The sequence below is a fragment of the Rhodoligotrophos appendicifer genome, from assembly GCF_007474605.1.
Classification (GTDB): Bacteria; Pseudomonadota; Alphaproteobacteria; order Rhizobiales; family Im1; genus Rhodoligotrophos; species Rhodoligotrophos appendicifer.
On sequence record NZ_VHKL01000005.1, the window covers coordinates 272,243 to 285,444 of the forward strand.

The following is a 13,202-nucleotide window of genomic DNA, read 5'->3' on the forward strand; positions in this document are numbered from 1 at the left end:
GCCTGGGCTGATAGAAAAAACAATCGTCCGATATACAGAACGACCGGTGCGGGGGGTAACCGATCCTGCTTGGCCGCTCCACTTCCCATTCGACGAACGGGAGCGGGCGTCAGGAGAGCGCCACCGCCTGAAGCGCGGCATGGTGAGATTGTTCTTGGGCCTCGCCCTGCAGCCACCGGTCGAAATCCGCCAAGGCGCGCCGGCTCATGGCGTGTTTGCGCGCCACGGATTTCTCCTTGCCCCTAAGCCGTTTTCCTTCGAGGCGCGGCACCTCCACATCCGGGAACAAGCCGAAATTGACGTTCATCGGCTGGAATGAGCGCGGCCCCGGGCCATCCTCAATGGCGAGGTGCCCGCCGGTGATGTGGGCCAGCAGCGCGCCATGGGCCGTCGTCGCAGGCGGCCCCGCCAAAATCTGTCCCAGGCGCTCGGCCGCGGCGAACCGTCCCGCCAGAAGGCCGGTGGCGGCACTTTCCACATAGCCCTCGACCCCGGTGATCTGTCCCGCAAAGCGCAGATGCGGCGCGAGCTTCAGGCGGAACTGGTCGTCCAACAATTTGGGGCTGTTGAGGAACGTGTTGCGGTGCAGTCCTCCCAACCGTGCGAATTCCGCTCTTTCCAGTCCGGGGATGGTGCGGAAGACCCGACTCTGTTCGCCATGCTTCAGCTTGGTCTGGAAGCCCACCATGTTGTAGAGGCTGCCCAGAGCATTGTCCTGGCGCAGTTGCACGACCGCATAGGCCTTCTCGTCCGGCTTATGCGCATTCGTCAGTCCGACCGGCTTCATGGGTCCATGGCGCAATGTCTCGACGCCGCGCGCCGCCATGACCTCGATGGGCAGGCAGCCGTCGAAATAGGGGGTGGAGGCCTCCCATTCCTTGAACTCGGTCTTATCGCCCTGGATGAGCGACTCGACGAAGGCGAAATACTGCTCTCGGTCCAGGGGACAGTTGATGTAGTCGGCCCCGGTGCCGCCGGGGCCCGGCTTGTCGTAGCGCGATTGGAACCAGGCCACGTCGAAATCGATGCTGTCCTTGTGCACGATCGGAGCGATCGCGTCGAAAAAGGCCAGGGCCGTCTCGCCGGTCAGATCGAGGATGGCCTGCGCCAGGGCCGGCGAGGTGAGGGGCCCCGTGGCAATGATGCTGCTGCCCCAATCCTCCGGCGGCAGGTCTGGAACTTCGCCGCGCGCGATGCTGATCAGGCCGTGGCTGGTGAGCGCCTCCGTGACGGCGGCCGCAAACCCGTCCCTGTCCACGGCAAGCGCGCCGCCCGCCGGCACCTGGTGTCGGTCGGCGCAGGCCATGATCACAGATCCTCCAGCCCGCATCTCCGCGTGCAGCACGCCGACGGCGTTGCTCGCCGCATCGTCCGAGCGGAAGGAATTCGAACAGACCAGTTCGGCCAGGCTGTCGGTCTTGTGCGCCTCCGTGGAGTGCTCGGGGCGCATCTCGTGGAGGATGACGGGGATGCCGGCCTGGGCGATCTGCCAGGCCGCCTCGGATCCGGCAAGGCCGCCGCCGATGACGTGGAGAGGGGAGGGTGTGCTCATGCACCGCAAACTAGTCGCGGGCGAGGATGATGGCAAATGGCGTTGCGTCCCGCACCCGAGCCGACGTCATTCCGCCGGTGCGACCCGCTTGCGGGAATGGTTGGGCGCCATGCTTTCGAAGACCCCGTCGCGCCGCACCAATCCGTGGAACAGGGCTGCTGCGAGATGCATCAGGATCAGGCCGAAAAAGGCGAAGGCCAGATAGTAATGCGCACTCCACAGCAGCGTGTAGAGCCGGTCGCTCTGCGGGAGGATCGCGGGAAGCTGGATGTTGCCATAGAGCACGATGGGATAGGCGCCGGCCGAGAGCATTCCCCAGCCCAGCAGCGGCATGGCGATCATGAGCCCGTAAAAGGCGTAGTGCGAGCCTTTCGCGGCGAGCTTCATCGGCATCGGCATGTCCGCCGGCAGCGGTGGCGCGCCATGGCGAAGTCTGACCCCCAGCCGCAGGATCGCGAGCACCAGGATGCAGATCCCCAGCGTCTTATGCGTCGCCAGCAAGGGGAGATATTTGGGCATGACGGTCGAGACCATGCCCACGCCGATGAACAGCATCGCCAGGATGCAGGCGGCCATGAGCCAGTGCAAGGAGCGCTGAAGAACGGTGAACTGCGTGCGGTTGCTGGTCATTGTGAGGGGCTCGTCGCAGTGGACAAATGAGAGGGATAGTCCTTCGCTTCCGAGGTGCGCAGGTCGTAGGACCGGGCATAGGCCGCCGACCGCGCCGCGGGGAAGGGATCGTCCGAGACATGGATGCCGTCGGGCAGTATGGTCGGGTCGAAATTGATGTCGCGGCAGGGACCGTCGCGCTCGGCTTCGATCTGCTGCACCACCAGCGTGCCCACATTGACTGTCCGTCGACCCGCCGGCCAGGCCTGGCTCGGGTCGCTTGTCGGGTCCCCGGGCTCGGCGATGGTCACCACCAGGCTCCAGCGCTGGGGCGCCTGGGCGACCCGCTGCGTGATCTCCTGCTCGAGATGGTCGGGTCCGAGCCTTGTCAGCTCTTCATCCGAGATCGGCACGACCTGCGCCTGCGGCTCAAGCGACCATCGCACCACATGCTCGGTGCCCGCTTTGTCGACGAAGACGAAGGCATTGAGGCTGTTGAAGGGATCTTCGGCATAGCTGGACGTCCAGGGCGCAGTCTTTGCCCACGCCCCGAACACGGCGAACTCCGGATGGGCGGTTGCGAAACTCTTCATCGCATCCGGATCCTTGCTGTGCGAGGCCTCCAGCAGGCCGTAAAAGGCCTGGGGCGTCGCCACCGGGAAGAATGGCGGATTGATCATGGCCGAGCGCCACACGCCGCCGTCCGGGGTGGAAAGCTGCAGGCCCATGCCCCGCACCCGGACTGTGGCATCGGCTGCGTGAGGATCCACCGTGCCCAGGTTGAACCGTCCCAGGGCCGGATACTGCCCGGCGGCGAAGACCCGCGCCCTGGAGAGTTCGCTGCCATTGCCGTTGGACTCGAACACCCCGGTAAAGCAGATGCCCTTCGCGTGATTGCGCCGGTGGCCGAGGGCTGCACCCTCGGGGGGTGCGAAGGCGGCCACGAGCTTAGTCGGCGTCAGGCGCTCGGGCGAGAGCCATCCAGCGGTATAGGCGAAGAGCCCGCCGACTGCGGCAACGACAGCACCGATCAGCGCCAATGAACCGAGCCCGGAACGCGATGACATTTGAAGCTCCCGTTGAATCGGCGGACGTCCCATTGGGGCCGACGGACAGCGACAACAGTAGCGCTCTATTCTTTCAGACTCTATCTGACCTGCGAACCTTTTTTCTGAAACGACTGGCGAGAACATCCGGTGGCTCCGCGCCACTTTTTACCCCGTCGCTCGTTCCCGTTGGCCGGAAGCGGGCCCCGGCTCAGGCCTTCACCCGCTCCGATTTCGGGTCGTAGAACGGCTGCAGCTGCACGACGGCCGGGTAGCGCTTCCAGGCGATCTCCACCTCGAAGCTGCCCTCTTTCAGGAACTCCGCCGTCACGCCATCCTCGTGGCGGACATAGCCGAGCGCCAGCGACTTGCCCAGGCGGTGGCCCCACATGCCGCTGGTGGTCGATCCGATGATGCGTCCGTCCCTGAGGATGGGCTCCTCGTGATACATCATGGGCGCCGCCGGGCCGTCATCCTGCAAGGCGACCGCCACCATGCGCTTCGGCTGCCGATTGGCCTCCCGCTGCCTCTTGAGCACCATGTCCCCGATGAACCCTCCGGGCTTGTCATAGGCAACCGCAAAGCCGAGCCCTGCTTCGATGGGGGTGTCCTCGTCGCCGATATCGTGGCCCCAATGCCGGTAGCCTTTTTCCATCCGCGCCGAATTCATGAGGTGATAGCCGCCATGGGCGAGACCGAAATCCTCGCCGGCCGCGGTAATCGTCTCGAAGACATGGGCCGCGAACTCGCCCGGAATATAGAGCTCCCATCCGAGTTCGCCGACATAGGTGATGCGCGAGGCGCGCACCCTGGCATAGCCGATCTCGATCTCCTTCGACGTCCCGAAGGGAAAGGCCGCATTCGACAGGTCTTCGCCGGTGAGCGACTGCAGGAGCGCGCGGGCTTGGGGGCCCATGACCCCCAGCATCGGCAGCCCCGCCGTGATGTCCGTCACCATGCAGTGGGCATCGTCGGGAATATGCCGTTTGAGCCATGTCAGGTCGCGGATCTGGTTGGCGCCGCCGGTCACCACCATGAACTCGCTCTCCGCCAATCGGGTGATCGTCAGATCCGCCTCGATGCCGCCGCGCTCGTTGAGCCATTGGGTATAGACGAGCCGGCCGGGAGCCACATCGATCTTGTTGGCGGAAATGCGGTCCAGGATGCGGCAGGCATCTCGGCCCTGCACCAGGAATTTTGCAAAGCTCGACTGATCGAACAGGGCCACTTTGTCCCGCAGCGCGCGGGCCTCGGCGCCGGTGTTGTCGAACCAGTTCTGTCGCCCATAGGAATACTCATAGTCGGGCCTGGTGCCGGGGGCGGCAAACCAGTTGGGCCGCTCCCAGCCGCTCATCTCGCCCATGCAGGCGCCCGCGGCCACAAGCCGGTCGTGGAAGGGCGAACGCCGCACGCCGCGTGCGCTCTCCACCTGCCGGAACGGCCAGTGCATGGCATAGAGCAGCCCCAGCGTCTCGGTCGTCCGGTCCCGCAGATAGCTGCGGTTCGATTGGAACGGATGCATCCTCCGGATGTCCACATCCGCCAGATCGATGGGCGGATGGCCGTCTTTGATCCACTGGCTCAGCACCTTGCCGACGCCGCCGGAGGACTGGATCCCGATCGAATTGAAGCCGGTGGCGACGAACAGATCCTTCACATTCGGCGTCTCCCCGAGCAGATAGCGATCATCGGGAGTGAAGCTCTCGGGGCCGTTGAAGAACAGCGAGATGCCCGCCGTCTCGAGCATCGGCATGCGCGACACCGCAAATTCCAGCACCGGCTCGAAATGGTCCATGTCCATGGGGAGCGTCTCGAAGGCGTGATCCTCGGCGATCCCCTCCATTCCCCAGGGCTTCGCATTCGGCTCGAAGGCCCCCAGCAGCAGCTTGCCGGCATCCTCCTTGTAATAGGCATATTCGTCCGGCACGCGGGTCACCGGCATATTGCGTGGCAGCTCCGCGATCGCCTCGGTGACGATGTAGAAATGCTCCGCCGCATGCAGCGGCAGATGGACCCCGAGCGGCCTTGCGAGCTCGCGCGACCACATGCCCGCGGTGATCACTACCTTGTCGCTGCGGATCTCGCCTTCCGCCGTCACCACGCCCACGGCCCGTCTGTTCTCGGTCAGCACGCGCTCGACCTTGACGCCCTCCAGGACCTTGGCGCCTTTCTGCCGGGCGCCGGCGGCAAAGGCCTGGGTGGCGTCGATCGGATTGATCTGGCCGTCATTGGGGAGAAAGACCCCGCCGACCACGCCATCCCCGTTGAGATGCGGCAGCCGCTCTTTGATGTCGCCCGCCGACAGGGCCTCGACCTCGAGTCCGAAGCTGCGGCCCATGGAAGCGCCGCGCAGGAATTCCTCGAGCCGCCCTTCGTTCAGCGCAACGGCGATGGAGCCGTTTTGCTTGAAGCCGGTGGCCATGCCGGTCTCGGCCTCCAGCCCACGAAACAGCTCCGTTGTATATTTTGCGAGCTCCGTGAGATTGCGCGTTGCACGCAGCTGTCCCACCAGGCCTGCCGCATGCCATGTCGTGCCGCAGGTGAGCGTCTTGCGCTCCAGCAGCACCACATTGGTGATGCCGATGCGGGTGAGGTGATAGGCGATCGAGCAGCCGACGATTCCGCCGCCGATGATGACGACATCGGCACGTTCTGGGATCCGGCTGGACATGGGGATGCTCTCCGCGAAAAAGGGAAATGTAGTGCGGCGGACCTTAGCCGAGCCGGCCGGTTCCTTGAAAGACTGGAAGCGACGCAAAAATGCCTCTATGGCACTGCCGCCGGCAAAGTGTTGGCGTAGCCATCAGCATCGGCTATACAATTTCGTTCGTTAAATCGAACAATTCCGAAGGGATCACGGCCATGTACAAAGGCGATGTGACGCCTGAACAAGCCTTTGCCGCGCTTGAGGCGAAGGGGAACGCGGTTCTGGTGGACGTGCGCACCGAACCGGAATGGGGCTACGTCGGCATGCCGGCTGTCGATAATCTTTTGCGCATTTCCTGGCAGGCCTATCCCACCATGCAGGTGAATGGCGGCTTCGTGGACCAGGTAAAGGCCGCCGGAGTGTCGGCAGATGCCGAGATCTATCTGCTCTGCCGTTCGGGCGTCCGCTCCGCGGCGGCGGCGTCCGCATTGGCCGCCTCCGGCTTCGCCAACGCCTATAACGTCGCTGGCGGTTTCGAGGGAGACCGGGACATGGACGGTCATCGGGGCAAGGTGAACGGCTGGAAACACGCCGGCCTCCCATGGGTTCAGGGGTGATCGACGCGTGACCAAGGACAGTTCTGACCGCGGCCGGGCAGATCCCGCCGCCTGGGGTGAGGCGACACGGCTGGTGCGGGGCGGCTTGAGCCGTTCACCGCACGGGGAGACGTCGGAGGCTCTCTACCTCAATTCGGGCTTCGTCTATCCGGACGCAGAGACCGCTGCCGCGAGGTTTGCCGGCGAGGCGGAAGGCTATGTCTACGCCCGCTACGGCAATCCCACCGTCACCATGTTCGAGGAGCGCTTGCGTCTTCTGGAAGGCGCGGAGGCCTGTTACGGTACCGCCAGCGGCATGTCGGCCGTCTTCGGCGCCCTGGCCTGCCAGCTGCGCGCCGGCGATCACATCGTTGCCTCCCGGGCTTTGTTCGGGTCCTGCTATCAGATCATCACAGCGATTCTGCCGCGTTTCGGGATCACCTACACCCTCGTCGACAGCGGCGATCTCGACCAGTGGCGCAAGGCCTTCACCCGCCAGACGAAATGCGCCTTTTTGGAGAGCCCTTCCAATCCCGGCTTAGAGATCATCGACCTTGAAGCGGTCTCCCACATCGCCCATGAGCATGGCGCCATGGTGGTGGTGGACAATGTCTTTGCCACCCCCGTCCTGCAGAAGCCGATGACCCTGGGCGCCGACATCGTCGTCTATTCCGGCACCAAGCATATCGACGGCCAGGGCCGCTGTCTGGGTGGGGCGATCCTGTCGACGGCCAAGTTCAAGGAAGAGCAGCTGAAGCCCTTCCTCCGCCATACCGGTCCCTCGCTCAGCCCCTTCAATGCCTGGGTGATGCTGAAGGGACTGGAGACCCTGAAGCTGCGCGTTCTTGCTCAATGCGCCGCCGCCGAGCGGATCGCCTTGGCGTTGCAGGACATGGCTGCTGTCGAGCGGGTCTTGTATCCCACCTTGCCAAGCCATCCCCAGAGGGATCTGGCGATGCGACAGATGAAGGCCGGTGGCACTCTCGTCACCTTCTTCGTCAAGGGTGGCCGCGCCCGCGCGTTCGACGCCCTTCGGCAGCTGCGCATCATCGACATCTCCAACAATCTCGGCGATGCCAAGTCGCTCATCACCCATCCGGCGAGCACCACTCACAGGAATATCGGCGAAGAGGCGAGGGCGACCATGGGGATTACCGAAGGCATGCTGCGCCTGTCGGTCGGGCTTGAGGAGGTTGAGGATCTGCTCAGCGATCTTTCGAATGCGCTAAGCTGACTTCACTGCAAGGTTGACGTTTTCAGAATTGCAAGTATAAGTTGCAGAACTGATAACGTGAGTTACTGAAGTGTTGAACGCGATCCATTCTCAGCCGCTCGCAGCGGCGACCTCCGCCGAAGCTCCAGCTCAGCCAAATCTGCATCTTGTTACATTCAAAACGATGGACGCGGCGGGCGTCGCGCAGCTCCATGCCTGGCGGGATCTGAACCCCGCCGCAAGGGTCACGCTCTATCAAGACACTGTGGACGATCATCAGGCCGTGGGGCAGCACTACCGCCCCTCACTCTTCAACCCAGCTGTGCGCTTCGCGAATACAGCTGAGATCTTCTCCGCCCAGCGTCCCCAACGCCCATTTCTCGACGATGCCTATGTCGAGGCAGTCCAAGACCGCAGGATCGGCGACGCTATGACGTTGGCCAAAGGCGTCATCAAGGGAACGATGGGGGGCCAGGTTTTCGATCTGTTTGACGATCCCTTCCATGTGTGGCCGACCTCTCCAAAGGTCCGCTCGGACTCACTGGTTGCAATGGCTGAAGAAGATCTGGATGATTTCACCACGCCCAACCGGAGCGATTTTTTCGACCATCATGGCATCCTCTGAGGATGAATGGACTGCGAAGCCTGTCTCTGCGGTCATGCCGACTCATAAAAAATGGTGTGAGTCCCTGCCGACTTTCCTGTGATGCCTCATGCTTAAATCCGGTCTAGGCCTTCTGGGCTGGCGTCAGCCCAAGACAATCAATCTCGCCTTTTTCGATGATGCGCGGAGCGGATATCCGATCGCGCAAATGGTGGAGAAGCTTGCGGTGGAGAGGCTCGCGCAACTGGAGAGGCCGGACATCCCCAATCACTTCTTCTTCAGTGAGCGGGATTCCACCGCGATGCAGTCGCTCTTCGGACAGAGCGGCCTCAGCCGGCTTGCCGAGAATGACCTCTTCAACGAGATCAGCGAAAGCTCCCGCCGCAATTTGCTCGACGCTTTTCCAGGGGTCAGGGCCTCTGAGATCCCCCTGGAGCGGGTCGTGGCGGAGATGACGCCATTGCCGAGCCTCAAAGACAAGGCGTCGGCATGGTTGAAGCTGAATCCCGAGGCCTCTCTCACGGTATGGCGGGATGGCCCGGCGTCAGCCATCCCCAAGAGCCTTGTCGAGCACTATCTGCCGCCGGGGACACGGGTCAAGAACGTCGCGGATCTGTTCATCGCTGCGGGAAAGAATTCGCCGGCAGGAGTCAGTCCCAACGAACTCCCCTATTCGGAAGCGCTCCGCCGCGGCCATTATCCGGAAGCCGAACGCTATTTTTCAGCCGAGATCAGCGACAAGACCAGTGGCCATGTGGTCTCCTTCTGGCAGGATCCTCAGGCTCTGCCCTGGCCTCCGCCGCGGCCGGAACCTCCGCTGCCGCTCGCATCGATGGTGTCGGAGGGGCTGGCAGGGGATGTGTCTCACCTGCCATCGGGCTACGATACTCTCTTCGCTCATTGAAAGGATTTAGACAGCGAAACGGAAGCTGCGGGACTCAATCTTTCATTAACCGTGCCATGCGATATTATCCACATGAGCACGGTAGCGTTTTTGCGGCAGAGCACAGTGGTGGCGGGACTGGTCCTGGCCTTGGCGGGACCGGCCGTTGCAGCTGGTAGCACTTCATCCAACACGGTTGAGCAACTTTCCGAGGCAGCCAGCGCTGCGCTGCAGAAGGGCGATCTCAAGCGGGCCATCGAGCAATTTAGCGCGGTAATCGGCACGCCGGGCATCGCCAGGGAGGCCAAGGCCAAGGCTGAGCTTAATCGTGGGCTCGCCTATCAGCGCCAGGGTCTGCACGCCAAGGCCGCCGAGGACTATGGCGATGCCTTGGCTCTGGATGCCCTGGATGCCCGCACCCGGGCGATCGCCCTTTACAATCGCGGACTGGCCTATCGCAAGCTCAACCAGCCCGGATTGGCGATCGAGGACTTCACGAACGCGCTGTTCCTCAACGCGACCTTTGCGGAAGCCTATATGAGCCGCGGCCTCGTCATGCGCGAGAGCAACAAGCCCTATTACGCGCTGTCGGACTTCCATAAGGCCATCGAGAACGATTTCAGCCGTCCGCAGCTCGCTTATTTCGCACGCGCCTTGGTGTTCGAGGAACTGGGTCGCACCGACGATGCCAAGAACGAGCTGAATCGCGCGCTCATGGCCAAGCCGGACTTTGCCGAGGCCCGACAGAAGCTTGCGAGCCTGGGCGGCCCAGCCTTTGGGGATGCCTCTGCCGAAGTTCGTCCGGCCTCGATCTCCTCATCCGGCGCCGAGACTCTGGGCCAGCAGGTGGCGAGCGTTGACAGCGCCATGATCACTGGTTCGGTCGGTGCGGCGGGCCAAGCGGGGACGGGTTCAAACCTGCCCACGGCCGTGACGCCACCCGCTCATCTGCTTGACGATGATGCACCGCGTCCCGCCAAGGTCGCCTCGATCGCGCCTTTGGCCTCGATCAAGTCGCGCAAGCCTGCAGCCGCGCAAGCCACCGCCACATTGCTGGCGACCAGCGAGGCGACGCCGGCCCAACCGGAGCCCAAGCGGGTGAAGGTCGCGACCGCCGAAACCGCGGCACCGGTCAGCGATGCCTCGCCATCGCCCATCGCCTCGGCGCCGCTTGCCTCTGCTGAGCCGAAGGGATGGTTGATCCAATTGTCCTCGGCCCAGAACGAAGCGGGCGCCTGGGGTGTCTGGAAGAAGCTTTCCGCCAAGCACGAGACTGTTTTGAAGGATCAGCAGGCCGTTGTGATGCGCGCCGATCTGGGGGCCAAGGGCATATTCTATCGGCTGCGGCTGGCGGGGTTCGATAGTCAGAAGGAGGCCGCCAAGACCTGCGGCTCCCTGAAATCGCGCGGTCTCTCCTGTTTCGTCACCAAGTCCGACTGATCAGCCCGCGCGAAGGAGCCGGACCGCCTCGTCGCGTTCGAACAGATAAAGCAGGGTGCGCAGTGCCTGTCCGCGCTCGCCCATGAGGTCGGGGTCCCGCGACAGGACCAGCATGGCGTCGTCCCGGGCGACCGCCAGCAGCTCCCCATGGGTCTCGATGTTAGCGATCCGGAAGCTCTGCAATCCTGACTGACGCGTTCCCAGCACCTCGCCCGCGCCACGAAGCCGAAGATCCTCTTCGGCGATGAGAAAGCCGTCCTCTGTCTCGCGCATGATCTTGAGTCGAGCCGTGGCCGTCTCGCTGAGCGGCCCCTGATAGAGCAGCAGGCACGTCGAGGGCCGGTCTCCTCGCCCCACACGGCCCCGCAGCTGATGCAGTTGGGCAAGCCCGAAGCGCTCGGCATTCTCGATGATCATGATGGTCGCCTCCGGCACGTCGACGCCGACCTCGATCACCGTCGTGGCGACCAGCAGCGAGATCTCCCCCGCCTGGAACCGTGCCATCACGGCATCTTTGTCTGGGCCTTTCATCCGCCCATGGACCACCCCCACGCGGCCCGGAAAGCGTGCGTCGAGGGCTTTGAAGCGCGCCTCTGCCGCAGCGCGCTCGTCCTCGCCTTCGCTCTCCTCGACCAGAGGACAGACCCAATAGGCGCGCTGTCCCTGTGCTAAGGCGCGGTCCAGCCCGCCGACCACCTCCTCGATCCGCTCGATCGCGGTCACCCGGGTGTCGATCTTCTGCCGGCCCGGCGGCTTTTCCGTGATCCGCGACACGTCCATGTCCCCGTAAAGCGTGAGCGACAGGGTGCGCGGAATGGGCGTGGCGGTCATCACCAGCATGTCCGCCTTGCCTCCCGCCTTGGCCTGCAGGGCCAGCCGCTGGTGCACGCCAAATCGGTGCTGCTCGTCGATTACCACGAGCCCCAGCGCCCGGAACGTCACATCCTCTTGGAACAAGGCGTGGGTGCCAATGAGAATATCGATCTCGCCGGCCTCCAGCCGCTCCAGCGTCTTGCGCCGGGCGACCCCCGTATCGCGTCCGGTCAACACGGCGAGGTGCAGGCCTGCTGCGTCTGCCAGTGGCTGCAGCGTTCTCAGATGCTGCCGGGCGAGGATTTCCGTCGGCGCCATGAGCGCTCCTTGAAATCCGGCTTCCACGGTGGCAGCCAAGGCCATGAGCGCAACCGCCGTCTTGCCGGAGCCCACATCCCCCTGCAGCAACCGCAGCATCCGCTGGTCCGCGCTCATGTCGGCGAGGATCTCCGACAATGCGAAAATCTGAGCACCGGTCAGCTGGTAGGGGAGTGCGGCGGCGATCCTGTCGCGCAGATGCCCGTCTCCGGCCGTCCGCCGCCCGCTGGCGCGTTTGAGCTGCCGGCGCACCAGGCTCAAGGCGAGCTGGTTGGCCAGCAATTCGTCATAGGCGAGCCGGGCGCGGGCGATTGCATTTGGCTCGAGGTCGGCGGCCTCCTGCGGGTGATGCACGCGCTGCACCGACTGGGAAAAGCTCAGCCATTTCTGCCGGTGGAGCCATGCCCGGTCCTGCCATTCCGGCAGCTCAGGCACATGGGTCAGAGCGGCTTCGATCGCCTTTCGCAAGGTTTTGGGCGCGAGGCTCGCGGTCATGGGATAGACGGGCTCGAGCAGGGGCAGCTGGTCGAGGTCTTCCGGCGCCACGATATGGTCGGGATGGGCGATCTGCGGCACGCCCCCGAACCATTCGATGCGCCCGCTGACGAAACGTCGCGACCCCTCCGGCAGCAGCTTGCGCAGATAATCGCCATGGGCATGGAAGAAGACGAGGGTGATCAGCGACGTGTCGTCGAAACACTCGATTCGGTAGGGGGCTCTGCTGTTGCGGCTGCTGGGAAGGTGGCGGCTGACCGTGACCTCGACGGTGACCACGCCGGTCTCCGGCAGCTCGGCGATTTTTGGCCGCAGTCTCCGGTCGATGAGGACCACGGGCAGGTGCCAGAGAAGATCGACAACCCGCACCGGTGCTTTGTCCGGCCGCGGCCCCGAAGACAGGAGCTTCGCGAGCAACCGTTCCACCTTGGCGCCGATCCCTGGCAGGGAGACGGCGGAGGCGAAGAGCGGGTTGAGATCCGACGGACGCATGTTTTAGCTCGCGATCATGCGATGGGCTGCACCGCGGGCCTCGACAGGAGCGGGTTCAGCCTCCATATCGGCAGGCATCGTGGCAGTCTCGGCTGCAGCAGGCAGCACGGTGTCTCTCCGGTCAAACTTGCATCATCAGGGGGCGAGCGCCTATGAAGCCTCGACGGCACAACCCATACAGAATTCACGGGCGGCGGGCGAGGTCATGACGGAACATTCGGACGATGAAATGCGCCGACGCAGGCTCGCCTGGCGGTGCGCCCATCGCGGAATGAAGGAGATGGACCTCATCTTCGGCGGTTTCGTTGCCGCCAATATGGATCGATTCTCCGATGCCGAGCTGAGTGAGATCGAGCGCCTGTCCGATCTTTCCGACGGCGAGATGCTGGAATGGTTCATGGGCCGTGCCGACGTGCCCGCAGACTACGACACCCCGCTGGTGCGGGAGATCATGGCCCAGTGCTTCGCGCCGGCGGATTATTCAGGCAGTTGAA

11 protein-coding genes are annotated in these 13,202 nt (G+C 63.9%); 6 read left to right on the forward strand and 5 right to left on the reverse strand.

Annotation, left to right across the window (positions count from 1 at the left end; genetic code table 11):
• Nucleotides 1–109: 109 nt before the first annotated feature.
• From trmFO to FKM97_RS13195, 4 genes are all read right to left on the reverse strand, one after another.
• A complete protein-coding gene (gene trmFO, locus FKM97_RS13180) occupies nt 110–1,552 on the reverse strand; it encodes a methylenetetrahydrofolate--tRNA-(uracil(54)-C(5))-methyltransferase (FADH(2)-oxidizing) TrmFO (RefSeq protein WP_144292869.1) in 1,443 nt (480 codons plus the stop codon).
• 66 nt (nt 1,553–1,618) lie between these two features.
• The gene (locus tag FKM97_RS13185; RefSeq protein WP_144292870.1) at nt 1,619–2,182 is read right to left on the reverse strand and encodes a cytochrome b; all 564 of its coding nucleotides are present in this window, start codon (nt 2,180–2,182) and stop codon (nt 1,619–1,621) included.
• Entirely contained in the window at nt 2,179–3,228 is a 1,050-nt protein-coding gene (locus FKM97_RS13190) for a catalase family peroxidase (RefSeq protein ID WP_144292871.1), read from the reverse strand. Before FKM97_RS13190 ends, FKM97_RS13185 begins: the two co-directional genes overlap by 4 nt.
• A 190-nt stretch (nt 3,229–3,418) precedes the next feature.
• Nucleotides 3,419–5,878: a GcvT family protein gene (locus FKM97_RS13195; protein WP_144292872.1), complete on the reverse strand. Its 2,460-nt coding sequence runs from the start codon at nt 5,876–5,878 to the stop codon at nt 3,419–3,421.
• Between the two features lie 191 nt (nt 5,879–6,069).
• On the opposite strand from FKM97_RS13195, the gene FKM97_RS13200 reads away from it, so the two are divergent.
• The 5 genes from FKM97_RS13200 (at nt 6,070) to FKM97_RS13220 (ending at nt 10,590) form a co-directional block, all read left to right on the forward strand.
• Complete coding sequence (locus FKM97_RS13200) at nt 6,070–6,471, forward strand: rhodanese-like domain-containing protein (protein ID WP_144292873.1); 402 nt, start codon at nt 6,070–6,072, stop codon at nt 6,469–6,471.
• A 7-nt stretch (nt 6,472–6,478) separates the two neighbouring features.
• The gene (gene metZ, locus FKM97_RS13205; protein WP_144292874.1) at nt 6,479–7,684 is read left to right on the forward strand and encodes an O-succinylhomoserine sulfhydrylase; all 1,206 of its coding nucleotides are present in this window, start codon (nt 6,479–6,481) and stop codon (nt 7,682–7,684) included.
• 70 nt (nt 7,685–7,754) lie between these two features.
• On the forward strand, nt 7,755–8,288 hold the full coding sequence (locus FKM97_RS13210) for a hypothetical protein (protein WP_144292875.1): 534 nt from the start codon (nt 7,755–7,757) through the stop codon (nt 8,286–8,288).
• A gap of 88 nt (nt 8,289–8,376) precedes the next feature.
• Nucleotides 8,377–9,171 carry a hypothetical protein gene (locus FKM97_RS13215; RefSeq protein WP_144292876.1) on the forward strand — a complete coding sequence of 265 codons (795 nt, stop codon included), beginning with the start codon at nt 8,377–8,379 and terminating at the stop codon, nt 9,169–9,171.
• Between the two features lie 72 nt (nt 9,172–9,243).
• Nucleotides 9,244–10,590 (forward strand): SPOR domain-containing protein, encoded by a 1,347-nt coding sequence (locus tag FKM97_RS13220; protein WP_144292877.1) that lies wholly within the window; start codon nt 9,244–9,246, stop codon nt 10,588–10,590.
• Here the strand turns inward: FKM97_RS13220 and recG are convergent, their stop codons facing one another.
• Complete coding sequence (gene recG, locus FKM97_RS13225) at nt 10,591–12,708, reverse strand: ATP-dependent DNA helicase RecG (protein WP_144292878.1); 2,118 nt, start codon at nt 12,706–12,708, stop codon at nt 10,591–10,593.
• Between the two features lie 205 nt (nt 12,709–12,913).
• Between recG and FKM97_RS26330 the strand changes: the two genes are divergently transcribed.
• A complete protein-coding gene (locus FKM97_RS26330; protein WP_170240903.1) occupies nt 12,914–13,201 on the forward strand; it encodes an FAD assembly factor SdhE in 288 nt (95 codons plus the stop codon).
• Nucleotide 13,202: the final 1 nt, after the last annotated feature.

Coding starts and splice junctions, on each gene's coding strand:
- trmFO (WP_144292869.1), bottom strand. CDS start 1,552: ATGAGCACACCCTCCCCTCTCCACGTCATCGGCGGCGGCCTTGCCGGA.
- FKM97_RS13185 (WP_144292870.1), bottom strand. CDS start 2,182: ATGACCAGCAACCGCACGCAGTTCACCGTTCTTCAGCGCTCCTTGCAC.
- FKM97_RS13190 (WP_144292871.1), bottom strand. CDS start 3,228: ATGTCATCGCGTTCCGGGCTCGGTTCATTGGCGCTGATCGGTGCTGTC.
- FKM97_RS13195 (WP_144292872.1), bottom strand. CDS start 5,878: ATGTCCAGCCGGATCCCAGAACGTGCCGATGTCGTCATCATCGGCGGC.
- FKM97_RS13200 (WP_144292873.1), top strand. CDS start 6,070: ATGTACAAAGGCGATGTGACGCCTGAACAAGCCTTTGCCGCGCTTGAG.
- FKM97_RS13215 (WP_144292876.1), top strand. CDS start 8,377: ATGCTTAAATCCGGTCTAGGCCTTCTGGGCTGGCGTCAGCCCAAGACA.
- FKM97_RS13220 (WP_144292877.1), top strand. CDS start 9,244: ATGAGCACGGTAGCGTTTTTGCGGCAGAGCACAGTGGTGGCGGGACTG.
- recG (WP_144292878.1), bottom strand. CDS start 12,708: ATGCGTCCGTCGGATCTCAACCCGCTCTTCGCCTCCGCCGTCTCCCTG.
- FKM97_RS26330 (WP_170240903.1), top strand. CDS start 12,914: ATGACGGAACATTCGGACGATGAAATGCGCCGACGCAGGCTCGCCTGG.